Origin of the sequence: Halopseudomonas sp., assembly GCF_047631575.1 — a bacterium.
In the GTDB taxonomy this organism is placed as follows: domain Bacteria; phylum Pseudomonadota; class Gammaproteobacteria; order Pseudomonadales; family Pseudomonadaceae; genus Halopseudomonas.
This window is the reverse complement of sequence record NZ_JBLIAB010000007.1, coordinates 1-26,116: the sequence shown is the minus strand read 5'-3', so window position 1 is coordinate 26,116 and position 26,116 is coordinate 1. Positions and strand designations below refer to the sequence as shown.

General features: G+C 55.4%; 25 protein-coding genes. 12 read left to right on the top strand and 13 right to left on the bottom strand.

Annotated features, from left to right (window positions below):
• Nucleotides 1-143: 143 nt before the first annotated feature.
• The 7 genes from folK to dksA form a co-directional block, all read right to left on the bottom strand.
• Nucleotides 144-647 (bottom strand): 2-amino-4-hydroxy-6-hydroxymethyldihydropteridine diphosphokinase, encoded by a 504-nt coding sequence (gene folK / locus ACJAXR_RS12625; protein ID WP_415058630.1) that lies wholly within the window; start codon nucleotides 645-647, stop codon nucleotides 144-146.
• Nucleotides 644-2,023: a polynucleotide adenylyltransferase PcnB gene (locus tag ACJAXR_RS12620; RefSeq protein WP_415058629.1), complete on the bottom strand. Its 1,380-nt coding sequence runs from the start codon at nucleotides 2,021-2,023 to the stop codon at nucleotides 644-646. Before ACJAXR_RS12620 ends, folK begins: the two co-directional genes overlap by 4 nt.
• Nucleotides 2,024-2,872: 849 nt before the next feature.
• Nucleotides 2,873-4,309 (bottom strand): sigma-54-dependent transcriptional regulator, encoded by a 1,437-nt coding sequence (locus tag ACJAXR_RS12615; protein ID WP_415058628.1) that lies wholly within the window; start codon nucleotides 4,307-4,309, stop codon nucleotides 2,873-2,875.
• A 34-nt stretch (nucleotides 4,310-4,343) separates the two neighbouring features.
• Nucleotides 4,344-7,295, bottom strand: coding sequence for a sensor histidine kinase (locus tag ACJAXR_RS12610; protein ID WP_415058627.1), 2,952 nt, complete (start codon nucleotides 7,293-7,295; stop codon nucleotides 4,344-4,346).
• Nucleotides 7,279-7,455, bottom strand: coding sequence for a hypothetical protein (locus ACJAXR_RS12605; protein ID WP_150278722.1), 177 nt, complete (start codon nucleotides 7,453-7,455; stop codon nucleotides 7,279-7,281). The genes ACJAXR_RS12610 and ACJAXR_RS12605 overlap by 17 nt, the downstream gene beginning before the upstream one ends.
• A gap of 132 nt (nucleotides 7,456-7,587) precedes the next feature.
• A complete protein-coding gene (gene gluQRS / locus ACJAXR_RS12600) occupies nucleotides 7,588-8,472 on the bottom strand; it encodes a tRNA glutamyl-Q(34) synthetase GluQRS (protein ID WP_415058626.1) in 885 nt (294 codons plus the stop codon).
• A gap of 83 nt (nucleotides 8,473-8,555) precedes the next feature.
• Nucleotides 8,556-8,999: an RNA polymerase-binding protein DksA gene (gene dksA, locus ACJAXR_RS12595; protein WP_415058625.1), complete on the bottom strand. Its 444-nt coding sequence runs from the start codon at nucleotides 8,997-8,999 to the stop codon at nucleotides 8,556-8,558.
• Between the two features lie 232 nt (nucleotides 9,000-9,231).
• Here dksA and ACJAXR_RS12590 point away from each other — a divergent pair, with 232 nt between their 5' ends.
• Nucleotides 9,232-10,395, top strand: a complete 1,164-nt coding sequence (locus ACJAXR_RS12590; protein WP_415058624.1) for a pyridoxal phosphate-dependent aminotransferase — start codon at nucleotides 9,232-9,234, stop codon at nucleotides 10,393-10,395.
• The gene (sfsA, locus tag ACJAXR_RS12585) at nucleotides 10,395-11,111 is read left to right on the top strand and encodes a DNA/RNA nuclease SfsA (protein WP_415058623.1); all 717 of its coding nucleotides are present in this window, start codon (nucleotides 10,395-10,397) and stop codon (nucleotides 11,109-11,111) included. Before ACJAXR_RS12590 ends, sfsA begins: the two co-directional genes overlap by 1 nt.
• A gap of 23 nt (nucleotides 11,112-11,134) precedes the next feature.
• Here sfsA and ACJAXR_RS12580 read toward each other — a convergent pair whose 3' ends face one another.
• Nucleotides 11,135-11,476 (bottom strand): Rieske (2Fe-2S) protein, encoded by a 342-nt coding sequence (locus ACJAXR_RS12580; protein WP_415058622.1) that lies wholly within the window; start codon nucleotides 11,474-11,476, stop codon nucleotides 11,135-11,137.
• 59 nt (nucleotides 11,477-11,535) lie between these two features.
• Between ACJAXR_RS12580 and ACJAXR_RS12575 the strand changes: the two genes are divergently transcribed.
• Genes ACJAXR_RS12575 through ACJAXR_RS12565 form a run of 3 tightly spaced genes read left to right on the top strand, consistent with a single transcriptional unit; the run spans nucleotide 11,536 to nucleotide 14,213 of the window.
• Nucleotides 11,536-12,579, top strand: a complete 1,044-nt coding sequence (locus ACJAXR_RS12575) for a FecCD family ABC transporter permease (protein ID WP_415058721.1) — start codon at nucleotides 11,536-11,538, stop codon at nucleotides 12,577-12,579.
• On the top strand, nucleotides 12,579-13,343 hold the full coding sequence (locus ACJAXR_RS12570; RefSeq protein WP_415058621.1) for a heme ABC transporter ATP-binding protein: 765 nt from the start codon (nucleotides 12,579-12,581) through the stop codon (nucleotides 13,341-13,343). The genes ACJAXR_RS12575 and ACJAXR_RS12570 overlap by 1 nt, the downstream gene beginning before the upstream one ends.
• Before the next feature lie 9 nt (nucleotides 13,344-13,352).
• Nucleotides 13,353-14,213: a ChaN family lipoprotein gene (locus ACJAXR_RS12565; protein ID WP_415058620.1), complete on the top strand. Its 861-nt coding sequence runs from the start codon at nucleotides 13,353-13,355 to the stop codon at nucleotides 14,211-14,213.
• 165 nt (nucleotides 14,214-14,378) lie between these two features.
• Here the strand turns inward: ACJAXR_RS12565 and ACJAXR_RS12560 are convergent, their stop codons facing one another.
• From ACJAXR_RS12560 to ACJAXR_RS12545, 4 genes are all read right to left on the bottom strand, one after another.
• Nucleotides 14,379-15,173 carry a cyclic nucleotide-binding domain-containing protein gene (locus tag ACJAXR_RS12560; protein ID WP_415058619.1) on the bottom strand — a complete coding sequence of 265 codons (795 nt, stop codon included), beginning with the start codon at nucleotides 15,171-15,173 and terminating at the stop codon, nucleotides 14,379-14,381.
• A 196-nt stretch (nucleotides 15,174-15,369) separates the two neighbouring features.
• On the bottom strand, nucleotides 15,370-15,639 hold the full coding sequence (locus tag ACJAXR_RS12555; protein WP_415058720.1) for a TfoX/Sxy family protein: 270 nt from the start codon (nucleotides 15,637-15,639) through the stop codon (nucleotides 15,370-15,372).
• Nucleotides 15,639-15,767, bottom strand: a complete 129-nt coding sequence (locus ACJAXR_RS12550) for a hypothetical protein (protein ID WP_415058618.1) — start codon at nucleotides 15,765-15,767, stop codon at nucleotides 15,639-15,641. The genes ACJAXR_RS12555 and ACJAXR_RS12550 overlap by 1 nt, the downstream gene beginning before the upstream one ends.
• Nucleotides 15,768-15,848: 81 nt before the next feature.
• The gene (locus tag ACJAXR_RS12545; protein WP_415058617.1) at nucleotides 15,849-17,396 is read right to left on the bottom strand and encodes an AAA family ATPase; all 1,548 of its coding nucleotides are present in this window, start codon (nucleotides 17,394-17,396) and stop codon (nucleotides 15,849-15,851) included.
• Nucleotides 17,397-17,518: 122 nt separating this feature from the next.
• Here ACJAXR_RS12545 and mrcB point away from each other — a divergent pair, with 122 nt between their 5' ends.
• Genes mrcB through ACJAXR_RS12530 form a run of 3 tightly spaced genes read left to right on the top strand, consistent with a single transcriptional unit; the run spans nucleotide 17,519 to nucleotide 20,819 of the window.
• Entirely contained in the window at nucleotides 17,519-19,840 is a 2,322-nt protein-coding gene (mrcB, locus tag ACJAXR_RS12540) for a penicillin-binding protein 1B (protein ID WP_415058616.1), read from the top strand.
• 17 nt (nucleotides 19,841-19,857) lie between these two features.
• Nucleotides 19,858-20,490 (top strand): tetratricopeptide repeat protein, encoded by a 633-nt coding sequence (locus tag ACJAXR_RS12535; RefSeq protein WP_415058615.1) that lies wholly within the window; start codon nucleotides 19,858-19,860, stop codon nucleotides 20,488-20,490.
• 20 nt (nucleotides 20,491-20,510) lie between these two features.
• Nucleotides 20,511-20,819, top strand: coding sequence for a YqcC family protein (locus ACJAXR_RS12530; protein ID WP_415058614.1), 309 nt, complete (start codon nucleotides 20,511-20,513; stop codon nucleotides 20,817-20,819).
• A gap of 25 nt (nucleotides 20,820-20,844) precedes the next feature.
• On the opposite strand, the gene ACJAXR_RS12525 is transcribed toward ACJAXR_RS12530, so the two are convergent.
• The gene (locus tag ACJAXR_RS12525; protein WP_415058613.1) at nucleotides 20,845-21,270 is read right to left on the bottom strand and encodes a DUF4124 domain-containing protein; all 426 of its coding nucleotides are present in this window, start codon (nucleotides 21,268-21,270) and stop codon (nucleotides 20,845-20,847) included.
• A 427-nt stretch (nucleotides 21,271-21,697) separates the two neighbouring features.
• On the opposite strand from ACJAXR_RS12525, the gene ACJAXR_RS12520 reads away from it, so the two are divergent.
• The 4 genes from ACJAXR_RS12520 (at nucleotide 21,698) to pssA (ending at nucleotide 25,932) form a co-directional block, all read left to right on the top strand.
• Nucleotides 21,698-23,422: an acetolactate synthase 3 large subunit gene (locus tag ACJAXR_RS12520; RefSeq protein ID WP_415058612.1), complete on the top strand. Its 1,725-nt coding sequence runs from the start codon at nucleotides 21,698-21,700 to the stop codon at nucleotides 23,420-23,422.
• Nucleotides 23,422-23,913, top strand: a complete 492-nt coding sequence (gene ilvN / locus ACJAXR_RS12515; protein ID WP_415058719.1) for an acetolactate synthase small subunit — start codon at nucleotides 23,422-23,424, stop codon at nucleotides 23,911-23,913. The genes ACJAXR_RS12520 and ilvN overlap by 1 nt, the downstream gene beginning before the upstream one ends.
• Nucleotides 23,914-23,960: 47 nt before the next feature.
• Nucleotides 23,961-24,977 carry a ketol-acid reductoisomerase gene (gene ilvC / locus ACJAXR_RS12510; RefSeq protein ID WP_415058611.1) on the top strand — a complete coding sequence of 339 codons (1,017 nt, stop codon included), beginning with the start codon at nucleotides 23,961-23,963 and terminating at the stop codon, nucleotides 24,975-24,977.
• Between the two features lie 124 nt (nucleotides 24,978-25,101).
• On the top strand, nucleotides 25,102-25,932 hold the full coding sequence (gene pssA / locus ACJAXR_RS12505; protein WP_415058610.1) for a CDP-diacylglycerol--serine O-phosphatidyltransferase: 831 nt from the start codon (nucleotides 25,102-25,104) through the stop codon (nucleotides 25,930-25,932).
• The last annotated feature ends 184 nt before the right edge of the window (nucleotides 25,933-26,116 follow it).

Below are 26,116 nucleotides of genomic sequence, written 5' to 3'. Positions count from 1 at the left end.
CCTCGGCGAGGCGTCGGACAGTTAAGCATCGGCCGGATTGTGTCGCGGCGCGAGCCCATTTTGCTCAGGACGCTGTCGTATAGACAGGCAGTATAGACCTGATGCTTAGGCGCATGGTGGCGTCTGTATGCGGGTGCCATGTTTTACCCTTGTGCCGGCAGATCGGCAAGCGCTTCGAGAGATCCTGCCGGGCATTCTTTCAATAGCTGTTGTAAAGACGTACCGTCCGGCATGATCAGTTTCGGGTCCAGCTCGGCCAAAGGGTAGAGTACAAAGGCGCGGGCGCACATGTGGTAATGCGGCACCTGCAATCGGTCACAGGAAATCTGCTGATGTCCGTATAGCAAGATGTCCAGATCCAGTGTGCGTGGGCCCCAGCGTTCGGCTTTGCGGGTCCGGCCTTGTTGTTGCTCGATTCGCTGTAATGCGTCTAGTAATATCAACGGCTGCAGCGCAGTGTCGATGAGTGCTACCGCATTCACGTAATCGGGTTGATCCTGCGGCCCCATGGGCGCGCTTCGATACAGCCGAGAACAACTCAGAAGCTCGGTTTGCGGTAAAGCCGCAAGGGCATCATAGGCACGATTAAGCTGCGTAGCTGGGGCTGATTGGTTGCTTCCCAGGCCTATGTAGCACCGGTTACTCATGAATCTGCTGAGGTTTTGGGTTTGCGCTTTTTGCGATTGCGAGGACGTTTCGGACCCGTGCCAGTATCATCAAGATCGCTGATCATTTTACGTCGCTGGTCTGCTGACGCATCCTGATAGCGCGTCCACCATTGCCCCAGACCGTTAGTTTGCTCGCCGGCCGATTCGCGCAGCAACAGAAAATCATAGGCAGCGCGGAAGCGAGGATGTTCGAGTAACTGGTCGGCTCGACGACCGTTGCGTCGTTCCAGGCGCGGTTGCATGTCCCAGATTTCTCGCAGGGGAACGCTGAATCGCTTGGGTATGGCTATGTGCTGACATTGCTCAGTGAGTAGATCTTGAGCCGCTTGCTGCTGGGCGGGGATGGTCGGTATACCCTGAGCTTCCAGTTCCTTTATGCGCGGTGCGAGAGCAGGCCACAGCAGTGCAGCAAATAAAAATGCAGGCGTTACCGGGCGGCCCTCACGAATGCGATCGTCAGTGTTGCGCAAAGCTTGACGAATAAGGGCCAAGCTGTAGTCAGGATTCTTTTCGATGGCTTCTTCGGTGTCGGGAAAGAGCGGCTCGAATAAGTAGTAGTAGTGCAGCAGATCAAAGGTTTTTTCACCCTGTCCGCTCATTAATAGCTTGAGCGATTCGTCGAATAGACGAGCGGCCGGAATATCGAATAACAAGTCGGTCATGTCCGGAATCGGAGCAGCGCTGTGGGTCTCGATCTCGAAGCCCAGTTTGGCGGCAAAACGGACGGCTCGCAACATGCGTACGGGGTCTTCCTGGTAACGCTGCTCAGGATCACCTATGAGCCGCACCAAACCGTTGCGGATATCGTGCATGCCGTTGGCGTAATCGTGGATGTGCCCGGTGCTCACGTCGTAGTACAACGCGTTGATGGTGAAATCACGACGCTGGGCATCCTGTTCGAAGTTGCCGTACACGTTGTCACGGAGCAGACGACCGGATTCGCTCTGACGTGATTTCTCGTCGCCCTGAGATTCTCCGGCATCGTCATCGGCGTGACTGGCGCGAAACGTAGCTACTTCGATTATCTCGCGGCCAAAATGCACGTGAACCAGTTTGAATCGGCGGCCAATCAGCCTCGCGTTGCGAAAGGTGGCTCTGACTTGTTCAGGTGTTGCACTGGTGGCTACGTCATAGTCCTTCGGGGACATGTTAAGAAGGGAGTCACGTACACAGCCACCCACCACGAACGCTTGAAAGCCCGCCTGTTGCAATCGCTCAACCACGTTGACGGCATTTTTGCTCAGTTTTTCACGGCGCAAATTATGCTGGCTTGCAGGAATAATTGATGGCGTCGTCCGCTTGTGTGTTGGGCGGCCAAAGGGAGTGGGCAATTTCTTCAACAACTTTCGAATCATAAGTACAGGCTTTCCACCGGCATATTCAAACCCGATTTAAAGGGCTGAAGTTAGCATAAGCGTCAGGGGGAACAGCACTGATTAGCACATCATCGGATTATATGCGGTGACACGCCTGGGTCAGCTCATCGCCTGACTTGACTGAGGTGTATTCTAGCCTGAATAGTACAGAAATTGAATTAAGTGCAGAAATTGAGGTAAAGGGAGGGGTAACAAGAAGACTGATTGGGAAATAAAATGGATGTTGATAGAAAACTCAAGGGGAGCATGTACTCCCCCCAATGGTTTTTATTATTTTTATTTTATCTGCAATTCTTTTTGTTCGGCAGAAGCGACAATGTCGCTCGGCGATAGCCCATCCCGGGCTGTCTAAAACAAACGTATTGCTTTGGAAGCTTATGTCTTAATTCAAGGCCTATCATTGGCTCTGGACAGTCATGTTGCTATGGCAACCATTATTGTTATGTGTCCAGACGAACATCCTATTCGCGGGTTAAGCACATTCTCCAAAAAAATCTGTTTGCTGCGACTCTCACGTTTTGTTTTTATTGTGTGTGTAGTCAGATTTTATTTTTATTTTATTTTTTGATTTTTATTATTGTTGTACCGAATATAAAGCATTCGCCGTGCCAACTTCTAATATCCGTTTTAAAACAATTGCTTACGTTTTTAAAGTAATGTGCATGAAGCGGCGTTCAAGCGGTACGTTACCTATCAACCCGAAGAAGTGTTACGCATAGCCCGGGCTGGGGTAACACTTTTGGCTGTAGATGCTGGGTAACAGGTAACACTGAGGTGGGCCTTTCACCGCCAGCGAATGTTCTCGCTGGCGGTGGGTGAATGCTTTGCTCAGGAATTAGCGGTTTTTTTGCGGGGGATGCCGAGACGCTGGCGTCTTTCCCAAAGGCATTTACGGCTGATACCCAGCTTGTGGGCCAGCTCCGTCTCGGTCATCCGCTCCTGGTGTTCCAGTACAAAATGCTGGAAATAGTCTTCCAAAGACAAGTCTTCGGTTGGTTCGCTATTGACACTTTGGTTCTTGCTCATGGTTTCCAGCGCGTTGGCCGCCTGGGATGCGCGCTCATGTTCTACGTCCAGTTCGATGCCCAGCAGTTCGGTTGAAATTTCGTCCTCATCGCAAAGGATGGCGGCGCGCTCGATTGCATTTTCCAGTTCGCGTACGTTGCCACGCCAGGTATGCAACCGAATAGCCTGCTTTGCTTCGTCGCTGAAATGCAAGCCTACCTGATTCACATTACGGCCGGCACGGGTGAGCAAAGCCTCGGCAATCAGCATGATGTCTTCTCCGCGGTCGCGCAGGGGCGGGAGGCGAAGTTCTATTACGTTGAGACGATAATACAGGTCTTCGCGAAACAGCCCCTGACGCGCCAATGTCTTGAGGTCCCGGTGGGTTGCAGCAACCAGGCGAACATTGACCTTATGCGACTGTACCGAACCGACCCGGCGTATTTCTCCTTCCTGCAGCACGCGTAATAGTCGCGCCTGAGCTTCGAGGGGCAGTTCGCCAATTTCGTCGAGAAACAGCGTGCCGCCGTCAGCCGCTTCAACCAGGCCGGTGCGCCCGGACGTGGCTCCGGTAAAAGAGCCCTTCTCGTGACCGAACAGCTCGGATTCAATCAAGGCTTCCGGAATGGCTGCGCAGTTGACCGAAATCATGGGTGCCTTGGCCCGGCGCGAATGTTCGTGTAATGCCTTGGCCACCAGCTCCTTGCCGGTACCGGACTCGCCTTGGATGAGTACGGTCGAATCGGTCGGTGCGACCTTGCTGATGCGCTTGAACAGCGTTTGCATGGAGGGGCTGGAGCCAATGATGCCCATTGTCTGGTCAGCGGCGGCATCTGTCGCTGGCTTGCCCGCCTTTGCATTCCGCTCTGGCGCAGCGGAAGCCTGAACCAGTGGCTGGCTACGTCGAGCCTGGCTGTCCTGAATGATGCGGGCGACAGCTTGTAGCATTTCCTCGTGATCGAACGGCTTAGCAATGTAATCGACCGCGCCCAGTTTCATTGAATCAACCGCTGAACGCAGGCTGGCGTAGCTGGTCATGATAAGTACGGGAGTGTCGGGCGCGCGCCGAATCATTTCGGTCCCGGGGTCTCCGGGTAAACGCAGATCGCTGATCACCAGGTCGAAGGAATTCAAATCGAATTGATTGACTGCATCAGCGACCGATCCGGCTTCGCTTACTTGATAGTGGTGCCGCTCCAGCAAGCGACGCAGTGCGGAGCGGATGATTGCCTCGTCTTCTACAACCAGAATATGTGACATAGGTACCTCATGCTCGGTGACCGCCAACAATGACTCAAGCGGTGGCACCGTTGCTCAAAACGCTGTAGCGGGGCAAGGTTATGGTGAACCGTGTGCCGCGCTGAAGTATGGGGTCTGCCGGGCTGTCGATGGTTATCTGCCCATAGTGCTCTTCGATAATCGAGTAGACCAGTGCCAAACCGAGCCCTGTTCCTGTCCCTGGTTGCTTGGTGGTGAAAAATGGCTCGAACAGACGGTCCATGATGGCCTTGTCTATCCCGCTGCCTTGGTCCTCGACATGCAGCAGTACCTGGTGCTCATTCTGCTGGGTTGAAATGGTGATGGTATCGGCGTTGCTACTCGCATCCCGGGCATTGCCCAGCAGGTTGATCAGAACCTGTACCAGGCGCTGACTGTCCCCGGCGACTACATGTTCAGGACTACAAAGGTTAACATAAATCACCTCAGGGCCCTGACGATTGAGTGACAGCAGATGAACAGCTTCGCTGGTACAGGCGGTCAGATCGACCTCTTCATTGCTGTTATTGTGCCGGCTACCAACGTGGGCGAAATTGACCAAAGACTGGACGATGCGCGATATACGTCGAGTTTGTTCAATCACCTGTTCGGCCATTTCTCGGGCCTCTGGCTGATCTGATTCTTCGCGCAGATTTTGCGCCAGGCAGGCAATGCCGGTGACCGGGTTACCGATCTCGTGGGCTACGCCAGCAGCCAGGCGACCGATGGATGCCAGGCGCTCGGAGTGCATCAATTCATCCTCAAGCATCTGGTTCTCGGTCTGGTCCTCGATCAGCAGTACCAAGCCACTGCTGACCACGTTGCCGGGTTCGTCGATAGCTGCCTTATGCAAGCTGAGCCACTGAGTATGGCCATTGACCACCAGTTGTTGCTTGTGCAGGTGAGCTGACTGATCACTGACGAAGCGGGCCAACAGCTCATTCCAGGGCTTGGCAATATTATCCAGTCGCGAGCCAACGACGCTGTCTGCGCTGATTCCAGTCAGCGCGTGCATGGCCCGATTCCACATCAGTATCTCGTTGTCCTTGGCCAGTGAACATACGCCCATGGGGAGGTCCTGCAGTGTCTGTCGATGATAGCGACGCAACGCGTCAAGCTCGGCTGCCAGTCCGGTGAGGCGCGAATGGTAGTCCTCCAGGCGGTTCTCGATGAAGTGAATGTCTTCAGTGACATAGCCTTCGCGAGCCAGCTTGAATGGGAGAAAGGTGGTGATGATTTCCTGCGCGACACTGGGCCCCATCAGCCCCGATAAATTGGCTTCGAGGCGATCACGCAGACGCCGCAGGGCGTACGGGCGGTGCTCGTCAAAAGGCAGTTGCAGATCCCGAAGGGCCTGTTCGACTTCCTGCTGTGCAGTTTTGTTGCCCAACGGCTTGGCCAGTTGTTGGGCGAATTCCTGGGGTGAGTTGGCGATCAGCTCCATACGTTGGGGCCGGCTGACATTGTCCACCGAGCAGGCTTCTGCTGCGCTCTGCTCCTCACTTGAGCGCTGGGTAAACATTGAAATACTGGTGAAAGCAAAAATATTTGCCGCAAGCGAAGCGATGGCTGCCAGATGCCAGGTGTCGGCATTGAAGCTCAAAGTCTGGCCCAGTATCTGCAAATCCGTCACCTCGGTGACCAGGGGCAGTAGCAGGGTAATAGCCCAGACCAGCATGCCGGCAATCAGTCCACCAATGAAACCGCGACGGTTGGCCTGTTGCCAATAGAGTACCGACAGTGCTCCTGGCAGAAACTGCACAGTAGCCACAAAGGAGGCAATACCCAAGTTTGCCAGATGCTGCTCTGCTCCGAGTAGAAGGTAGAAGCCGTAGCTGGCCATGATGATGGTGGCGATCAGTGTACGTCGAGTCCACAGCAGCCAGCGATAGATGTTGTTTTCGGCGCTGGGTTGATAAATCGGCAGAACCAGGTGATTGAGGACCATGCCTGATAACGCCAGCGTGACGACAATGATCAGGCCGCTGGCTGCGGAGAGTCCGCCAACGAACGCGAGCAAGGTCAGCCAGTCAGCGCCAGCGGCCATGCCCAGTCCCAGTGTAAAATACTCGGGATTGGTCGGGATGCCCAAATATAAACCGGCCCAGAGTATCGGTGGCACGGCGAGGCTGATTAAAAGCAGAAACAGCGGCAGCCCCCAGCTCGCTGTGGCCAAAGCGCGCGGGTTCAGGTTTTCGGTAAACGCCATATGGTACATGTGAGGCATGACAATGGCGGACGCAAAGAAGACCAACAATAGTGTGCGCCAGGGGCCTTCCTGCAGTGGCGAGTGGAGCGTTTGCAAGGCCTGCTGGTTATAGGCGAGCCATGACTCCAGTCCCGCAGGGCCGCCAAAAACGCCGTACAGCGCATAAAGTCCGACGGCGCCAATAGCGATTAGCTTGACCAGGGATTCGAAAGCGATGGCGATCACCAACCCTTCATGCTTTTCCCGGGTGGAAATATGCCGAGCGCCGAACAAAATGGCAAACAGAGTGATTAACACGCAGAACCCGAGGGCGACCGTATTTTGCCCGGTTTCCTGAGTGAGAATTTGGACCGAATCAGCTACAGCCTGTATTTGCAATGCAAGCAGGGGCAACACACCAATCAGCATGCATAAGGTTGTCAGGGTCCCCGCCAGGGTGCTGCGAAAACGAAAGGCGAACAGGTCGGCCAGGGACGACAGTTGATAGGTGCGGGTGATGCGCAGGATTGGGCTGAGCAGAACTGGGGCGAGCAGAAAGGCTCCGCATACGCCCAAGTAATAGGTGAGAAATCCATAGCCATATTCGTAGGCAAGACCCACGGTGCCATAGAAGGCCCAAGCGCTGGCATACACGCCCAGCGACAGGGTGTACACGGCTGGATGCTGTAACAGTGCGCGGGGTAGCATGCCACGCTCGGTCACCCAGGCTACGCCAAACAGCGTCAGTAGATAGAGAACGCTGATCAGTAGAAGGTGGCTTAACTCAAAGCTCATCGGCATCTTTCGGACTCTGCAGCACAATGCCGGCGATAATCAGGATCAGCCAGAGCATGTAGGGGCGATACCAGGCTCCCTGTGGCTCGATCCACCAATCCATGATGGCAGGCGAGAACAGGTATATGCCGATGACCAGCAATAGTACCAGGCGGTAAATATACATGGGCGTCCGTGAGTCGACGACCGCTGGGCAGTCGTTGTGGCCTGCGCCGTCGTGCGGCTGAGCAGGTGGTGCTATAGGGTAGTCAGGCCGAGCGTGCTTGCCAAGCTCCGACATTCATTCTGGCATGTCCATCTATTGAAGTATCTCACGAGTAGGGGGTAGCTGCATGGGCTGCCAGTGCTCTAAGCCCCAGGCGATCAATTCCGCCACTGTTGCTTTCTGAAGGGTCGCCGGAGGCTGCTGGTTAAGCACGTTCAGAGCTGCAAAGAGGCTGGAAGATGCCGCTTGCGGGTGGATTGGAGCTGACCCCAGTCGTTTGCTGAGCTTCTGGCCGCGGCGCGTCATCATTAGCGGTATATGCAGATAGGCAGGCACTGGCGTCTGCAATAATTGATATAGCCATAGTTGACGGGGTGTGGATTCGAGCAAATCGGCACCGCGCACGATATCGGTAACACCCTGCGCAATGTCATCCATGACGACTGCAAGCTGGTAGGCGATGATCCCGTCCCGGCGACGAACCACGAAGTCCCCGATCTCACTCTCCAGGCGCTGACTGATTTTGCCCTGCAAGCGGTCAGTGAACACAACGGGTTCATCCGTTACCCGCACGCGGACTGCGTGATCGGCAGCAGGGGGTAAATGTCGCCCGCGGCAGGTGCCGGGGTAAACACCCTTATAGGCAATAAGGTCTTTGCGCGAACAGTCGCAGTAATACGCCAAGCCCTGATCTATCCAGTGACTAATCTGTTCCTGATAGCTTTTTTGGTGTTGGCTCTGTATCTGAACAGGGCCATCCCAATGCATTCCATGGGCAGTCAGTGCCTGTAGTATCTGGTCCTGTGCGCCGGGCTTGTTGCGTGGCTGATCCAGATCTTCCATGCGAACTAGCCAATGACCATGCCGTTGACGTGCATCCAGGAAGCTGGCGAGAGCAGCCAACAAAGAACCGAAATGCAAGGCCCCGCTGGGTGTGGGAGCGAAGCGTCCAATAGAGCTGTCAGCGGGGGAGAGCATTGGAAGCTGCCTGGTTCAACGGACGAGTCATGTCGACCAGATCCAGCACCGGTGTCGGGCAGATCTGGTCGAGACTGCCAAGATCAGCTGCCGACCTGCTTTTCCTTGATTTCAGCAAGGGTCTTGCAGTCGATGCAGAGTGTGGCAGTCGGACGTGCTTCAAGACGACGAATGCCGATCTCGACGCCACAGGAGTCACAGAAGCCGTAATCGTCATCGTCGATACGCTGGAGTGTCTGATCGATCTTGCGGATCAATTTACGCTCGCGGTCGCGGGCCCGCAGTTCGAGGCTGAATTCCTCCTCCTGGCTGGCGCGGTCTGCGGGATCGGGGAAGTTGGCCGCCTCGTCCTGCATGTGATGGACGGTACGGTCTACCTCCTCCATCAGCTCGCGTTTCCAGCCGTTGAGAATGCCGGCGAAATGCTCGAGCTGCTGCTCGTTCATGTATTCCTCGCCCTTCTTTTCCTTATAGGGTGCGAACCCGCGGATCAACATTGAATTCTTTTCTTTGGCATTGCTGGGCATGAGAACCCCTCACTTTTTAGCTCGATCTTCCAGTGCCAGGCTCACGTTGCTGATGGCCTGAGGGTGCAGCCGGTGGCGTGCAAGCGGGCAAAACTACCAGAACATGATCAACCGCGCTACTGTTTGCCGTCAGAAGGTTGAACTGGTTGACGATGGTCGGTGCAAACAGGCTGTTTGGTGAGGCCCGGAAGGGTATCATTCAGCGCTCAGATAACATTGATAGGGAGCACGCATGCGCAGGCAGGGTTGGGCACAACGCACACGGGACATACAGGCTTTCCATGTGATGAGTGTGCTGGCGCGGGCGAAAACGCTCGAAGCGCAGGGCCATGACGTGATTCATATGGAAATTGGCGAGCCTGACTTTTCAACGCCCGCGCCCATTGTGCGTGCGGGGCAGGCGGCGCTTGCATCAGGCCAGACTGGGTATACCCCTGCACTGGGTTTGCCTGCCCTGCGCGAGGCGATAGCAGGCCTCTATGCTCAGCGCTACGGCGTCGATCTCGACCCCGCACGCGTGGTAGTCACTCCTGGTGGTTCTGCGGCGCTGCTACTGATCACCTCGTTACTGGTCGATCCGGGCCAGAGCATGTTGATGGCTGATCCGTCCTATCCCTGTAATCGCAATTTTCTCCGCCTGCTGGGCGCCCACGCGAAGATGATACCCACCGGGCCGGACAGCGCTTACCAGCTTACACCCGAGCTGGTGGTTCAGCACTGGGACGCAAGCTGTTCTGCCGTGCTTGCGGCCTCCCCATCCAACCCTACCGGAACAGTGTTGAGCCGCGAACAGTTGCAGAATCTCGCGACATCGGTGGAGAGTCTGAATGGACATCTTGTCGTGGATGAGATCTATCACGGGTTGACCTATGATTGTCGTGCCACTTCGGTACTGGAGGTTGCTCCTGATGCCTTCGTGTTGAACAGTTTTTCCAAGTACTTTGGCATGACTGGCTGGCGTCTGGGTTGGTTAATTGCGCCTGAGGCGGCGATTCCAGAGCTGGAAAAACTGGCCCAGAATCTCTATATCTGCGCGCCACACATGGCCCAGGTGGCCGCGCTTGCCGCATTTGGCGAAGAGACCATGGCCATTTGCGAGGAGCGTCGTCAAGCCTTTCACTCGCGGCGTGACTTTCTTTTGCCGGCGCTGCGTGATCTCGGTTTTGCTATCCCGGTCACCCCTGAAGGCGCGTTCTATTTATATGCCGATATCCAGAAGCACTCTGCCGACAGTACGTCCTTTTGCCAGCAACTTCTGGAGAGTGAGTATCTCGCGGTTACCCCTGGTCTGGATTTCGGACACTATCGCCAGCATGAGCATGTACGTTTTGCTTATACGGCGTCTCTGGATCGCCTCGCGATGGCGGTCGATCGACTCGATCGGAGGCTCAGGTAGTGGCTGAAACCTTGCTTGCGTTCGAGCCCTCGCTGTTGAGTGGTGTGCTGATCAAGCGTTACAAACGCTTCCTTGCCGATGTGCGTCTTGATGATGGACGCGAAATGACGGTGCATTGCCCCAACACAGGCTCGATGACTGGCTGCGCTGCTCCCGGTAGCCGTGTGTGGGTTCGTCTGGAGAGCAAGGTCGGACGTAAACTGCCGGGTAGCTGGGAGTTGGTGGAAACCCAGCCTGGGCAGCTTGCCTGTATTCATAGCGCGCGGGCCAACAAGGTGGTTGCGGCGGCGCTGGCGCGAGGCCTGATAGCCCCGCTTGCTGGCTACGCTACTGCGCGGCCTGAGGTCAGGCTGCCAGGTGGTCAGAGTCGGTTTGATTTTTTACTGAGTGATCCCGATGAGTGCGTCGTCGAGGTCAAGAGCGTGACTCTGGTCGTGGGTGAGGGTGTCGGCGCTTTCCCCGATGCGGTTAGCCTGCGCGGACAAAAACACCTGCGTGAACTGACGGAGCTTGCCGCGAAAGGTCGTCGTGCCTGTCTGCTGTTCTGCGTAATGCACTCAGGGATCGAGCGAGTGCGGGCTGCCAGCGAGATCGATCCCGAATACGCGCAGCTTTTGCGCCAGGCAGTGGATCAAGGTGTCGAAGTAATAGCCTGGGCCGTGACACCGACGCCAGAGGGTTTTCAAGTGGGTGGACAAGTGCCGGTGATTGTATGAGCGAAGCAACTAGTGTGAGCTGGTCAGTCCAGCCAGACCTGTCCGTTGCTGATATGGCAGGGCCGGTGTTGGAGGAAGGCCCCGGGGCAAGGCCCCGCGACACATTCGCCACTTTCAGGCAAAAACAATGCGCCATGGTTGGCGCATTGAATCAATCTGCCGGTGCTATCGAGAAACTGATCGGGCACCCATTCAAGCGGGATGCCACGGTGGGGGCAGCGATTGACATAAACATAGGCGCGCGCTCCCTGGCGGATCACCATCAGCATTTCGTCGTTGCGGGTGACACCCAGGCTGCCAGGGTTAGCAAGCTGATCGAGCCGGCACAGCGGTACGGGAAGAAAATTATCGTTATCATCTGTCATGCGCTGATTATCTCTGCCAGTGCGGGTCAACACCAGCAACAGCAGGCAAACAAATGACGATGATCTCTCCTTTGCGGCGTGGCCCGCTGATCATGTTGTTGCTTGTTGTGCTTCTGGCGTTGGCGATCATGTTGTCCCTGGGCCTTGGTGCGGTCAACATAGCACCACGTGACACGTTAGCGGTGCTGGGCAATCTGCTGGGTCTGGTTGGACCTCAAGGTGATGCCCAGGTAATTGTCGAACAAATACGCTTACCGCGAACTCTGATGGGCTTGCTGGTCGGCAGCACGCTGGCTCTGACCGGTGCGGTCATGCAGGGTCTGTTCCGTAATCCGCTGGCCGACCCGAGTTTGATCGGTGTTTCCAGTGGTGCGGCGCTCGGCGCGGCGTCCGTCATAGTGCTCGGGAGCTGGCTGTTTGGCGGCTTGCCCAGTGCGCTGTTTCCATACACTACCGTGGTCGGTGCGTTCGGCGGCGGGGTCATGACCACGTTGCTGGTCTATCGATTAGGGCAGACGGCACAGGGCATATCAGTCGCCAGCATGCTCCTGGCCGGTATCGCTATTGCCGCAATTAGCGGTGCGCTGATCGGGCTACTGAGTTATCTGGCTGACGATCGTATGCTGCGGACTTTGACATTCTGGAACATGGGCAGTCTGGGTTCGGCGAATTATCCGCGGGTTATCGCCCTGACACTGTGCTGTGCCTTGATATGGTGGCGCTTGCCCCAGCAGGCGCGCGCACTGAATGCGCTGCTGCTCGGTGAGTCGGAAGCTCGGCATCTGGGTGTGGAAGTCGAGAGGGTCAAACGCGAGTTGATTCTTTTGACTGCGCTTGGTGTGGGAGCCTGTGTCGCGGTTGCGGGGTTGATCGGGTTTGTTGGCCTTGTGGTGCCGCACCTGATCAGATTGATGCTGGGGGTCGACCATCGGCAGGTGTTACCCGGTGCGATGTTGCTAGGCGGTGGACTGTTATTGCTTGCCGATGTGGTCGCACGAACGCTGATCGCCCCTGCCGAGTTACCGATCGGTATTCTTACCGCGTTGCTGGGCGCGCCGTTCTTTCTGATTTTGCTACTGCGCTCCCAGCGCGGGGTGTCGTGATGCTCACAGTCAGCGGTTTGGCGTGCGCGCGTGGCGGTTGTCAGATACTCGGTGGGATTGATTTTGAGTTACCGATAGGCGAGGTCATGGCTGTGCTGGGTACCAATGGGGCCGGTAAAAGCACATTGCTCGCCACCCTCAGTGGTGAGCTGCCCCGACATGCAGGAGAGATACTGCTTGCCGGCAGACCGCTCGGCGATTGGGCAGCAAAAGAACGAGCACAGCGGCTGGCTGTATTGCCTCAATCGTCCTCACTCGCCTTTGCCTTCTCTGTGGAGGAGGTGGTGATGATGGGCCGGCTTCCGCACTCGAGCGGATGGGAAGAAGACAGGCGAATAGTGGCAGAGGTAATGCTAGCGGCTGATGTTGAGCCTTTGCGCCAGCGCAACTATCTTGCGTTGTCCGGCGGTGAGCGTCAGCGTGTGCATCTGGCTCGGGTGTTGGCGCAGGTATGGGGTAGTGCCAAGCCAGCCTGTCTGTTGCTTGATGAGCCTACAGCGGCACTTGATCTGGCACATCAGCGTTTGATTCTGCAGCAAGCGCGTGAGGTGGCGCAGAGGGGAAACGCAGTGTTACTGGTTCTGCATGATCTCAATCTGGCTGCGCGCTATGCTGACCGCGTGTTGTTGCTCGATCGCGGTGGTGTCTCGGCACTGGGGGTGCCTTGGGATGTGCTGGAAGCCGATCGGATTAAACAGGTGTTTGGCGTAGAGGTACAGGTTGCTCGCCACCCGCAACGAAATTGTCCACTGATTATCTCCTGAGGTATCACCATGCGTCGTCTCTTGCCGGCCCTGTTATGTGCGTTCAGTTTTACCCTCAATGCGCAGGAGCTGCCTGCCTGGATCAGTCCAGAAGGCCTCGACGATCCCCATGTGGGTCAGGTTTTGGATACGGCTAACGGTATCTGGTTGACGCCGGCCATGCTGGTCGAGAGTCTGGTCTCAGCGCCTCACGTGCTGGTCGGCGAAAAGCACGATAATCCCGACCATCATCGTTTGCAATTGTGGCTCTTGCAACGGCTGCATGAGGTTCGGCCGCAGGCTTCATTATTGATGGAGATGATCGATCCTTCGCAGCAGGCAGCAGTCGATCGATTGCAGGGCAAGTTGACAGATGAGGCTCAACTGCCTGCTGAGCTGGCGTGGGGTGAGGGTTGGGACTGGACGCTATACGGCCCGTTGGTGCGCTGGGGTCTGGTTGAATCTCAGCATTTGTTGACAGCCAATATTTCCCAGGACGAAATGAAAGCGATCTATCAGAATCCGGATGAGTTGGCTGGAATCTACAGCGCACAAGCACGTGAAGTGCTCAATGACGCCATTGCGACCTCCCATTGTGGCAAGTTACCGCAATCACAGTTCCCTGCGATGCTCGCAGTTCAGCAGCAAAGGGATCAGCGAATGGCGAAACAGTTGGCCGACGCCCCGAAAAATGCACTATTGATGGCTGGTAATTACCATGTGCGCAAGGATATAGGGATCCCGCTGCATTGGCCGGTAGAGGGAGTTGCACCGCCGCTGGTAGTTATGTTGATAGAGGCAGGTGGTGCTTTGCCAGACAGAAGTCAGGCTGATTTTGTCTGGCTGACTGCGGCCATGCCAGAGATTGATTACTGTGCACAGTGGGAATAGGTTGGGCTGGCGCAAAAAAATGGCCCGCTAAATAAGCTTGCCTAATCAGTGATTAGCCTGACGAGGAGATAACTGCTTGGAGCAACCGGCTATCAACAAGCCGTATCACAACGGCTTCCTGCTAATAGCATAGATTCTCATTCGAATATAAAGCAAGGTACGTATTTACCTCGATGCTTGCTTGTACTGTGTCAATTCCTTGTTCATCAAGTCTATGCGCCGAGCCATACTTTCGATCAGGCTGTGGGCAATCCTCGGGTTGCTCTGCATCAGCGCGAGAAATTGCTCCTTGGGGATCATCATTACAGTTGTTGCTGCGCTAGCGATAACCGTCGCCGAGCGCTTCTCACGGGTAAATAAGGCCATGGCACCAAAAATTTCGTCCTTCTGCACATCGCCCACTTTTATACCCTGGACGAACGCTTCGGCATGACCTTCGGTAATGATGAAAACATGATCCGCCTCGTCGCCTTGGCGAATCAGTTCTGCCCCAGACGGGAAGTGTTGAAAACCGGTTACCGGGCGAACTTCCGGCGGACGACTGAAGGCTAGGGCATCGGACATCAGTGCAGCTTGACCAAGAATGTACTGGGTAAACTGCTCCTGACGCTCGCCGCTCGCATGGATATGCTTGAATAGAAGCTCGCGGTCGAAAGGCAGGAGTATCAGCGGTTCGTCGCTGCGATAAGTGCATGGCGCAGTGCTGAGTCCCTGACGTAGACCAATCAGATCACCTTCCTGAATATAAAAAATAGGCTTGTCTTCGATCACCGCATGCAGCAGACCGGACTGCAGCAGGTAGATACGATTATTGCTGACATGCTCGTACAGGTCGCCCACTGCATCCAGGAAGATCGCTTCTCCACACGGAGCCAGTCCGTCGAGTAATCGCTGTGGAATTGCCTGCAACGCATTGATGAGTTTTTCCGCGTAGGGTGGCTGATCACCTATGAGATACATGTGCTAATTCCTTTTGTATTGATCCTGCTTCCGGCAAGCCCTGCAGTCGAGATTTGTATAAGTCCGGAAGTCACGGCGGTGGCTATTAAGATACTGCACCGCGCTCCACTATCGCCAACATAAAATTGTTTGAGCGTGATGGGCGTCAACTATTCAGTTCCCTGTCCGCTCGGCTGAGCCTAGTTATCCGCCCGATTTATGGTCGGTTTGTCTGGCGCTGCTCAAGTTGCTGGAGTAATTTTTCCTTATATTCAGGGTCAAGTTCGTTCCAATGAACATTCTCAAGGGCGCCTGCGATAGCAAACAGTAATGATTTGGATGCCCGAAAGCCGCGCTCGCGCACAGCACAGTATGCCCCAACAGGGCCCTGCCGAAGAAGTTCGTCCCGGTTGTGTATGCCGGTAGCGTGTAGCCATTGAGCAGATGTCTTGCCGAGATTGCGCATTGCCAGAAGCTCATCATCAATCATGACAGGCTCCCGTCCAGAGTAGGCTTGAGGCGCATCGGATATAAGCGCGTGGTATGCGTGGCCCGGTCGAGCGCGACGCGGGTGCGGCTGTGTTTGCCGCAGCCGATAACGGGGTTTCTTTGCATGATCTGGGCTTCTTTTTATTGGTTCCCTGAATGCAGTGTAGTGCGACGCGGCTGATAGGTACAGCCGCGCCGCAAGAGCGGTCAAAATCGAGCGCGAAGCCGGCTGACCAGCAGGGTTAGGCTATCGGTCGCGCCGGTGTCGATTGCCATGCTGCAATCTTGTTCATCCCCAGTCAGAGTCTCCATCTGTTCGAGCTGATGGCGAGCAATGCTGATGTCCGCATCGGATGGATCGGTGCCTTCGAGTTGTCGGCTGTTGATACGCTCGGCCAAGGTCTCCAGTGCAGCCGTGCATTGCACGATCAGGCAAGGAGCGCCTTGGTCCTCGATTGCCAGGCGCAGAGTTTCGCGTTGGGAATGTTTAAGATGGGCGGCATCGACCACTACGGGGTATCCGGCGGCGAGTACTTGTCCTGCCAGGTATGCCAGTCGAGAGTAGGTCTTTTTACTGAGTTCCGCGGTGTACAAACCGGCATTCAATTCGCCGCTCCCTTCTTGACCAAATAGCCGTTTGCGCTCGATGTCCGAGCGCACTCGGATTGCTCCAAGCTGCTCAACCAGGTGCAAAGCGATAGTGCTCTTGCCCGAGCCGGACACGCCCTGGGTGAGGATGCCAAAGCGCAGGGGTACATGGGTATAGCGCTCGGCGAGATTGGCGTAGCTGTGGTAGCGCGACAATACGTCCTGACGTTCTTCGTTGCTGAGGCCGGGCTGACCCAGGCGCAATAAAGCAACCTTGCCCCGGACCATGGCTCGGTAGGCTTTGTAGTAATCAAGCAGGGCAAGGCCGGCATAGTCACCGGTGTGTTCGAGATAGCCATTGATGAATCGCTGGGCAAGTGAACTCAGTCCGCGATCCTCCAAATCCATGGCCATGAAGGCAACGTCGCTCATCACGTCTATCCAGCGGAAGGCATCATTGAATTCGATGCCGTCGAACAGCGTGACTTCGCCGTCTATCAGTGTGACGTTGTCAAGATAGATGTCGCCATGACATTCGCGTATAAAGCCCTCAGCCTTGCGCTGGGCCAGTTGGGGAATCAATCGCTGGAAGGTACTATGCGCCCATTGTTCAAGTTGATCGAGTTGACGCAGATCGGCAGCGTCGCTGAGTAGAGCACGAATGTCGGTAAAGTTCTCTGCAACCGGCGCATGCAGGCTGTCCGGTTCACCCCAGGGGCTTCCCGGAGCGGCCCGGTCTATCTGCTGGTGAAAACCAGAGAGCTTTGCCGCCAGGCTGTCGATGTGTGCTGGTTCTAGTCTGCCGGCGCGCTGCATATTGCCGAGCAGATCCTGCTGGCGGAATTGCCGAGTCTTGACCATATAATCGATGACGGGCCCGTCACCAAGCAGGTTCGGTGATGTTTCGCTGCCATGCACGCTGATGACGTCGAGGTACAGATCAGGCGCAAGGCGTCTGTTGAGGCGCACTTCTTCCCGGCAAAAATGCTGGCGCCGATCGATTGTAGAATAATCGAGAAAGCCGAAATTGACTGGTTTTTTGATCTTGTAGACGAAATCGCCGGTGAGCAGGACCCAGGAAATATGCGTTTCCATCAGGGTAAAAGTGCTGATCGGATGATCGAATAGGTCGGGATTCTGCAGGGCATTCAGCAGTGTCTGGCTCACGGTATATCCTTGCTTTGGTAGGCAAAGCAAACATTATGCGGGTTGGCAGGGTCGAGGCCAACCGCAAACAGGTACGATCACCGGCGCAGGTCGATGACGCCGCTATTTAAGTGCAGAGGGTTATGGCTAAAAAACGCGCTAGAACGAAAAAGCAGGGACTTTGGCAGGGCTGGTCCGGCCTACTGCTCAAGCTTGGACTGGTGGGTCTGGTGCTGCTTGCCGGCTTGACGATTTATCTCGATGCGGTCGTGCAGGAAAAGTTTACCGGCAAGCGCTGGGCTGTGCCGGCAAAAGTATTTGCTAGGCCGCTGGAGCTTTTCGCCGGCCAGAATCTCAGTCGAGAGGATTTTCTCACTGAGCTGGGTGCGCTGGGCTACCGGTCGACAGATGCAGCGAGACAGCCAGGACAGATTTCCGTCAATGGCAGCCGTATCGACGTTTATACCCGAGGCTTTCAGTTTTTCGAAGGGACCGAACCGGCGCAGTTACTCAAGGTGCGTTTCCAAGGCGACCAGGTGGCAAGCCTTGATGGCAAAGGCGGCCTGGTGATGGGGCGTCTGGAGCCGCTGTTGATAGGCGGTATTTATCCGTCGCATAACGAAGACCGTATCTTAATTCGTCTTGAGCAAACGCCGCCCTTTCTGGTGGAAGCGCTGGTGGCGGTGGAAGACCGTGACTTCTTTCAGCACTTTGGTGTCTCTCCGCGCGGCATCGGCCGTGCTGTATTTGCCAACATCCGTGCCGGCGGTGTGGTTCAGGGTGGCAGCACGCTAACCCAGCAGCTGGTCAAGAACTTCTATTTAAGCAGTGACCGCAACCTGATCCGCAAGGGCACGGAAGCGATTATGGCGGTACTCCTCGAAGCACACTACTCGAAGGAAGACATTCTGGAGGCCTACCTCAACGAGGTCTTCCTTGGGCAGGATGGACGCCGTGCAGTTCACGGTTTCGGGCTGGCGAGTCAGTACTATTTTGCCCAGCCACTGCATGAGTTGAATTTGCATCAGGTGGCATTGCTGGTGGGCATGGTCAAGGGGCCGTCCTACTATAATCCACGACGCCACCCGGAGCGGGCCAAGGCTCGCCGCAATCTGGTCATTGGGGCCCTGTCAGAGCAGGGCATGGTGAGTGACGAGCAGGCCAGCGAAGCAATGGCGATGCCGCTTGACGTGTCAGTGCGCGGCAGCATGGCTGATACCAGTTACCCGGCATTTATGGACCTGGTGAAGCGGCAACTCCGCGAGGATTACCGTGACGAGGATCTGACCAGCGAAGGGCTTCGCATCTTCACCAGTTTCGACCCCTTGCTGCAGAAAAAGGCGGAGCAGGCAGTGCAATCCACGCTTAAACGTTTGACGAGAGCTGACGCGAAGAGTCCGCTGGAATCGGCGATGGTGGTTACCAGTGCGCAGGGTGGCGAGATTCTGGCACTGGTCGGTGGCTCGGATCCACGTTTTCAGGGCTTCAATCGGGCTCTCGATGCGTCCCGGCCGATAGGCTCTCTGGTCAAGCCGGCCATTTATTTGACTGCTTTGGAGCAACCTGAAAAGTACGCGCTGACTACCCTGATTGATGATTCTCCCATTACTTTGCAGGCGGAACCCGGCAAGAGCTGGACCCCGCAGAACTATGGGCGTGAGAGCCATGGTTGGGTTCCGTTGCATTACGCGTTGAGTCAGTCTTACAACCAGGCGGCAGTGCGTCTGGGTGTTGATGTAGGTGTGCCAAAGGTGCTGGATACGATCAAGCGGATGGGCGTGAATCACGACTGGCCCGCCTTTCCGTCAATGCTGTTGGGGTCGGGGTCCATGACGCCCATACAGGTCACCGATATGTACCAGACACTGGCTACCGGTGGATTCAATACCCCTTTGAGAGCGATCCGCAATGTGTTGACCACCGAAGGGGATCCGTTACGTCGTTACCCGTTCGAGGTTCAGCAGCGTTTCGATGCGGCGAGCATTTTTCTGCTCCAGCAGGCTATGAGCCGCGTGATGACCGAAGGAACGGCAAGGTCAGCGTATAATCGTGTAGACCCCCGTATTCGTTTGGCTGGTAAAACAGGGACGACGAACGACTTGCGCGATAGCTGGTTTGCCGGTTTTTCCGATGATCTTCTAGCTGTGAGCTGGATTGGGCGGGATGACAATACGGGCACTGGCCTGACAGGGGCTTCCGGCGCTTTGCAGGTCTGGAGTGAATTTATGTCACAGGCTCATCCGCGTGGATTGAGCAGCGCGCCTATCGAGGGTGTGGTGATGGCATGGGTGGACAGCGAAAGCGGCATGGGCAGCGATCCGAGTTGTGATGGAAGTATTCATATGCCGTTTCGTGCGGGTTATCAGCCATTACCTGGACCGGGTTGCAACCCGATGCTGAGTGAGGAAGGATTAAAAGAAGGGGCCAGAGGCGTGATGGATACCATTCGTGGCTGGTTGCAATGATCAGAGAGGACATGACAATGCAGATGAGAGTTTTAGGCTTGGTTGCTGCCGCGATGATACTAGCCGGTTGCGCGGGTGCCGGCGGTTCTATTCCGGTTGTTGACTCAGGGCGTCCGGTTTCAAACGAAGACATTACTTATTCGGGAGGTATGCAGCCAGCCCAATCAGCGCAGCAAGCTGAGAGGCCTCGAGACAGTGGTGTTGTTGTCATGATCCCGGATCAAACCGGCGGTTCACAGCCGATTCAGTCATTTCCGGTCAACGCTCAGCCGCAATCCCCGCGTGGTAACACTGCAGGTCCTTCAGCGCTGCAGGCGGACGAGCAGCTGGATGGCCCGGTATTAGCATTGCTAACAACCGCACGTGATCAGGAAGGTCGCGGTGACCTGGGTGGCGCTTCCTCAAGTCTGGAGCGCGCCATGCGCATTGCTCCCCGTGAGCCGCAGGTATTCTATCGGCTGGCGCAAGTGCGTTTAGCCCAGGGCGACACTGCCCAGGCAGAACAGGTTGCTCAGCGAGGGTTGAGTTATGCCGCAGGCCGTCCTTCGCTGCAAGCAGGACTCTGGGAGTTGATAGCACAAGCGCGAGAAAAACAGGGAAACGCAGCTGGGGCAAACGAGGCACGCCAAAAGGCGCGGATATCACTCTGAGGGCAGCCGCCTGGAAAGAGATGCTGACAGCTTTGGGTGATCTGGAACTTAAGCTGCGCGCTGAGGAGCTTTGGTTGGCGAAGTCGCCGAGTGACTCGCAATTGTCCAGCATTCAGCCGTTTTGTGTGGACACCCTGGCGTTCGAGCAATGGCTGCAGTGGGTCTTTATTCCTCGCATGCAGCTTTTGGCTAGCAAGCAGTTACCGCTGCCTGGCGGATGTCATCTCCAGCCGATGGGCGAGCAGTCGCTGGCGCATCTGAGCCAGCGACAATCTGAGCTGCTAGAGGTGCTTGGTCGTATTGACCGTCTAGCGTTCGGACTGGTTTGAAGTCTTCGCGCTGTCGGCGTGCAGTCTATTCCTTGCAAAACTCCTGCAGATCCGAGCGAGCCTGGTCCATCAGCGTTTGGCGCTCGTCTTCTCCGATTCGGACGTTTTCCCCATTCTCGGTTGTTTTGCTCAGTCTTGGGTTGCGTTCCATGGTTTGCAGGTTGCTGCGAATCTTTGTGCATTGCTCTTGCCGCTTGGCAGTCAATGCTTCGTCGGTCGTGCTTTGGTCTTGCTCGGCGGGCGCCTCCTTATAAGGTAGGGGTTCGGGGGCCCGCAGCGCACCTCCGGGTGGTTGAGGCGAAGCCACGTTGATCCGCTGATATGCCCTGCCTTCCGGGGGCTGCTGACCGAATTGCGGCACTCCTTGGTCATTCACCCAGCGGTACATTTCTTCCGCAGCAGCGACGCTGCTCAGCAGACCAAAAATCAGTACGATCAGCGTCTTGTGCATGTCCTGTCTTATCCTTGTTTATGATTGAGCTATTTCACTCACTATAACCGACGCCAAGAGTTTGGCTAGAGCCCCCGTCTCGGGCTGTGTCGGATGTCATGCTTTCGTTTAACTTGGCTTGACTTGTGGCGTCTGAGTGTAAACAATTCGTGGTTCACATGAGCAGGCTGATGTTGGCGCCCACACGGTTGCCGCTTCAGGCTGTTTTGTTGCTCAAACCAGATGGCGAAATCCGCCAGATCCTGGCCTGGCACCCGCACGCGCTACCTCGCGCTGGGTGAGGCAGCCCCGGCACCATCAGGGCTTGTCTCCATTGCACGTAGTCAAGCTGAGGCATGGCAACTACCGTTGTCAATGCTCTGCCGAGCAGTAAACAGGTACCCTGTTGCCCATCAATGATGGGTGACAAGCTAGAGGTGATTCTAAAGTGGAGCTTTTATCCGGCGCTGAGATGGTAGTCCGCTCATTGCGTGACGAGGGTGTTAAATATATTTACGGGTATCCCGGCGGTGCGCTGCTGCATATCTATGATGCGATCTTCCGTCAGGACGACGTGGTGCATATTCTGGTGCGCCACGAACAAGCGGCTGCGCACATGGCCGATGGTTATGCGCGTGCTTCGGGCAAGGCTGGAGTTGTACTGGTGACATCTGGTCCCGGCGCGACCAATACCATTACTGGTATTGCCACTGCCTATATGGATTCGATTCCGATGGTGGTTATTTCCGGGCAGGTCGCCAGTGACATGGTCGGTACTGATGCCTTTCAGGAAACCGACATGGTCGGCATCTCGCGGCCTATCGTGAAGCATAGCTTCATGATCAAAGACCCGCGGGATATTCCAGAAGTTATCAAGAAGGCTTTCTACATTGCACAGACCGGTCGTCCTGGGCCTGTGGTGGTGGATATTCCTAAGGACATGACCAATCCGGCAGAGAAGTTCGAGTATAGCTATCCGAAGAAGGTCAAGCTGCGCTCCTACAATCCTGCAGTGCGCGGGCATTCTGGTCAGATCCGCAAGGCACTCGAGCTGATAGCAGAAGCCAAACGTCCGATTATCTATTCCGGTGGTGGCGTTATTCTAGGTGGCGCTTCGACTCAGTTGACCGAGCTCGCCCGAGAGCTGGGCGTGCCGGTGACCAATACATTGATGGGTCTGGGTGGCTATCCGGCCACCGATCCGCAGTACATTGGCTGGCTGGGCATGCACGGGAGTTATACGGCCAACGTCAGCATGCACCACAGTGATGTCATTCTATGCGTGGGTGCGCGTTTCGATGACCGTGTGATCAATGGCGCGGCCAAGTTTTGTCCGAATGCCAAGATCATTCACATCGATATCGACCCCGCTTCGATTTCCAAGACGATTCGAGCCGATATTCCTATTGTCGGGCCGGTGGATAACGTCCTGACCGAAATGCTGGCTATCTGTCGCGAATTAAATCTGCGTCCGACCAAGGATGCTATGGATGGCTGGTGGAAACAGATTGCCGAGTGGCGCGGTAGTCGCGGCCTGTTTACCTATGATCAAGGCGATGGCTTCATCATCAAGCCACAGTCAGTGATTGAGACGTTGTATCAGGTCACCGAAGGTGATGCTTACGTGACGTCGGATGTGGGTCAGCATCAGATGTTTGCGGCTCAGTATTATCCGTTCGACAAGCCTAACCGCTGGATCAATTCTGGTGGTCTGGGCACGATGGGCTTCGGCCTGCCGGCGGCAATGGGCATCAAACTGCATTACCCTGACGCTCAGGTAGCCTGCGTAACCGGTGAAGGCAGTATTCAGATGAATATTCAGGAGTTGTCGACCTGTCTGCAATATGATCTGCCGATCAAGATTATTACACTGAACAATCAGGCCTTGGGCATGGTCCGTCAGTGGCAGGACATGCAGTACAGTAGTCGTTACGCACATTCCTATATGGAATCGCTGCCTGACTTCATCAAGCTCGCCGAGTCCTATGGGCATGTTGGTATGCGAGTCGAGAAGCCGGAAGATCTAAAGCCAGCTATGGAAGAGGCTTTTGCCAATACCAAGCGGCTGGTGTTTATGGATATTCGGGTCGATGATTCCGAGCACGTGTATCCGATGCACATCAAGGATGGCTCAATGCGTGATATGTGGCTGAGCAAGACGGAGCGCACATGATGAGACATATTATATCCGTGTTGTTGGAAAACGAGCCTGGAGCACTGTCTCGGGTTGTGGGTCTTTTCTCCCAGCGCAACTACAATATCGAGACGCTGACGGTCGCGCCAACAGAAGACCCGACACTGTCGCGTCTTACGTTGACCACGGTTGGTCAGGACGAAGTTATTGAGCAGATCACCAAGAATCTTAATAAGCTGATTGAGGTGGTCAAGCTGGTGAATCTGTCAGAAGGGGCGCATATCGAGCGCGAGTTGATGCTGGTGAAAATCAAGGCTACCGGCGCACAGCGCGCAGAAGTCAAGCGTACAACTGATATATTCCGAGGGCAGATAGTCGATGTGTCCAGCAGCGTGTACACCGTACAGTTGGCTGGCACCTCCGATAAACTGAACAGCTTCATCGAGGCGATTGGACCGACCACCGTCATCGAAGTGGTACGCACCGGCGTCTCGGGCATTGCCCGTGGCGAAAAGGTTTTGAGCATCTAATCAGACAGCAGGCCTGAACAGGGCTTGCCTAGAAACAGGGGAAATTCATGCACGTTTTTTACGATAAAGATTGTGATCTGAGCATCATTCAGGGCAAAAAAGTAGCCATTATTGGTTATGGCTCACAGGGTCATGCCCACGCTTGTAACCTTAACGATTCTGGCGTTGATGTAACGGTTGGTCTGCGACCTGGTTCGTCTTCGGTTGCTAAGGCCGAAGCTCATGGTCTGAAAGTCAGTGATGTGCCATCTGCCGTTGCTGCCGCAGACGTAGTCATGATTCTGACTCCCGACGAGTTTCAATCACAGCTTTACCGCGATGAGATCGAGCCGAATATGAAGCAGGGCGCTACCCTGGCGTTTGCTCACGGTTTCGCTATTCATTACAACCAGGTCGTTCCACGCAAGGATCTGGACGTGATCATGATTGCGCCCAAGGCGCCGGGTCACACTGTGCGTACTGAGTTCACCAAGGGTGGTGGTATCCCTGATCTGGTCGCCATATTTCAGGACGTCTCAGGCAATGCCAAGAACCTTGCCTTGTCCTATGCCTGCGGCGTAGGTGGCGGTCGTTCCGGTATCATCGAGACAACGTTCAAGGATGAAACCGAGACCGATCTCTTCGGCGAGCAAGCTGTACTATGCGGTGGCGCTGTCGAGCTGGTCAAGGCAGGCTTTGAAACATTGGTAGAGGCGGGCTACGAGCCGGAAATGGCTTATTTCGAGTGTCTTCACGAGCTCAAGTTGATCGTTGATCTCATGTACGAAGGCGGTATCGCCAACATGAACTATTCGATCTCTAATAATGCCGAGTACGGCGAGTACGTAACGGGCCCTGAGATTATCAATGCCGAGTCCCGTGAAGCCATGCGTAACGCGCTCAAGCGCATTCAGTCCGGTGAGTACGCCAAGATGTTTATCGCCGAAGGTGCGCATAACTATCCGTCGATGACAGCGGCGCGTCGTCTTAACGCTGCACATCCGATCGAACACGTTGGAGAAAAGCTGCGTGGCATGATGCCTTGGATTTCCGCGAACAAGATCGTGGATAAAGCCAAGAACTAAGCTCTATTGCATTAGTCAAAAGAACGCGGCTCAGGCCGCGTTTTTTGTGCGCGGTGACGACGGACTGGTAAACATTCAGTTCAGTTGCCACACTGGTGTTTTGTTAATGCGGCAAGGTAATCACATGACCGAAAAATATGAACAAGATTCGAAGGATGGTATGGATGCGGCCCACTCGATTCTGCCAATCGATGAGCACATAGAAGAGGTGCCCGGTCCTGATGGTAAGAAAATCAGGCATCGCGGGATCTATTTGCTGCCCAATCTGTTTACTACGGCAGCACTTTTTTCCGGTTTCTATGCCATCGTCAGTGCGATGGACGGCAACTTTGCCAATGCATCCATCGCTATTTTTGTTGCGATGGTGCTCGACGGGCTAGACGGGCGTGTCGCACGTCTAACAAATACTCAGAGCGCCTTCGGCGCGGAGTTCGATTCTCTGTCGGATATGGTGGCATTTGGTGTTGCTCCGGCATTGGTTGTATTCAGTTGGGCGCTGGCGGACCTGGGTAAGGTGGGTTGGGTATTCTCATTTATCTATCTGGCTGGGGCAGCATTACGATTGGCGCGATTCAACACGCATATTGGTGATGAGGACAAGCGCTTCTTTACAGGTCTGGCTAGTCCGTCAGCAGCTGGCTTGGTTGCCGGCATGGTCTGGGCATTAAGTGACTTTGGTGTCGACGGTGGAGACATCAGTTTTCTGGTAGGACTGCTGACGGCGCTCGCCGGCCTGATGATGGTTAGTAATGTTCGATATTACAGCTTCAAGGATCTGGACTTGAAAGGCCGGGTGCCATTCTTTGTGATTCTGCTGGTGGTCTTGGTTTTCGCAGTCATTTCCACAGATCCATCGCGGATTCTTTGGTTGATCTTCATTGCCTACACCGCTTCCGGTCCGCTGCAAGCCCTCTGGCGCTGGCGCAAAACCAAGAAAACAGCCATCGAGGAGTAATGTGCTCGGCGTTCATTTGACATTACTGCCAGAAATGAGTTGACGGTAATTTCCTATCCCCTATAATGCGCGTCTGCCCAGAGGGGGCGCTTTGTATAAAGCGTTTTACAATCAATGAGTTAGCGATAATTCAGGGGTTGACAGGGCAGGCAGAGCAGGTAGAATACGCCGCTCACTGAAGCAG

Excerpts from the sequence above, each read along its gene's own strand:
- ACJAXR_RS12535 (WP_415058615.1), top strand. The coding sequence starts at position 19,858 with ATGCAGATGAGAGTTTTAGGCTTGGTTGCTGCCGCGATGATACTAGCC.
- ACJAXR_RS12560 (WP_415058619.1), bottom strand. The coding sequence starts at position 15,173 with ATGTATCTCATAGGTGATCAGCCACCCTACGCGGAAAAACTCATCAAT.
- gluQRS (WP_415058626.1), bottom strand. The coding sequence starts at position 8,472 with ATGCTCTCCCCCGCTGACAGCTCTATTGGACGCTTCGCTCCCACACCC.
- pssA (WP_415058610.1), top strand. The coding sequence starts at position 25,102 with ATGACCGAAAAATATGAACAAGATTCGAAGGATGGTATGGATGCGGCC.
- ACJAXR_RS12605 (WP_150278722.1), bottom strand. The coding sequence starts at position 7,455 with ATGTATATTTACCGCCTGGTACTATTGCTGGTCATCGGCATATACCTG.
- ACJAXR_RS12575 (WP_415058721.1), top strand. The coding sequence starts at position 11,536 with ATGATCTCTCCTTTGCGGCGTGGCCCGCTGATCATGTTGTTGCTTGTT.
- ilvN (WP_415058719.1), top strand. The coding sequence starts at position 23,422 with ATGAGACATATTATATCCGTGTTGTTGGAAAACGAGCCTGGAGCACTG.
- folK (WP_415058630.1), bottom strand. The coding sequence starts at position 647 with ATGAGTAACCGGTGCTACATAGGCCTGGGAAGCAACCAATCAGCCCCA.
- ACJAXR_RS12570 (WP_415058621.1), top strand. The coding sequence starts at position 12,579 with ATGCTCACAGTCAGCGGTTTGGCGTGCGCGCGTGGCGGTTGTCAGATA.
- ACJAXR_RS12590 (WP_415058624.1), top strand. The coding sequence starts at position 9,232 with ATGCGCAGGCAGGGTTGGGCACAACGCACACGGGACATACAGGCTTTC.
- ACJAXR_RS12615 (WP_415058628.1), bottom strand. The coding sequence starts at position 4,309 with ATGTCACATATTCTGGTTGTAGAAGACGAGGCAATCATCCGCTCCGCA.
- ACJAXR_RS12565 (WP_415058620.1), top strand. The coding sequence starts at position 13,353 with ATGCGTCGTCTCTTGCCGGCCCTGTTATGTGCGTTCAGTTTTACCCTC.
- ACJAXR_RS12620 (WP_415058629.1), bottom strand. The coding sequence starts at position 2,023 with ATGATTCGAAAGTTGTTGAAGAAATTGCCCACTCCCTTTGGCCGCCCA.
- dksA (WP_415058625.1), bottom strand. The coding sequence starts at position 8,999 with ATGCCCAGCAATGCCAAAGAAAAGAATTCAATGTTGATCCGCGGGTTC.
- ilvC (WP_415058611.1), top strand. The coding sequence starts at position 23,961 with ATGCACGTTTTTTACGATAAAGATTGTGATCTGAGCATCATTCAGGGC.
- ACJAXR_RS12610 (WP_415058627.1), bottom strand. The coding sequence starts at position 7,295 with ATGCCGATGAGCTTTGAGTTAAGCCACCTTCTACTGATCAGCGTTCTC.
- ACJAXR_RS12530 (WP_415058614.1), top strand. The coding sequence starts at position 20,511 with ATGCTGACAGCTTTGGGTGATCTGGAACTTAAGCTGCGCGCTGAGGAG.
- ACJAXR_RS12580 (WP_415058622.1), bottom strand. The coding sequence starts at position 11,476 with ATGACAGATGATAACGATAATTTTCTTCCCGTACCGCTGTGCCGGCTC.
- mrcB (WP_415058616.1), top strand. The coding sequence starts at position 17,519 with ATGGCTAAAAAACGCGCTAGAACGAAAAAGCAGGGACTTTGGCAGGGC.
- ACJAXR_RS12550 (WP_415058618.1), bottom strand. The coding sequence starts at position 15,767 with ATGCAAAGAAACCCCGTTATCGGCTGCGGCAAACACAGCCGCACCCGC.
- ACJAXR_RS12525 (WP_415058613.1), bottom strand. The coding sequence starts at position 21,270 with ATGCACAAGACGCTGATCGTACTGATTTTTGGTCTGCTGAGCAGCGTC.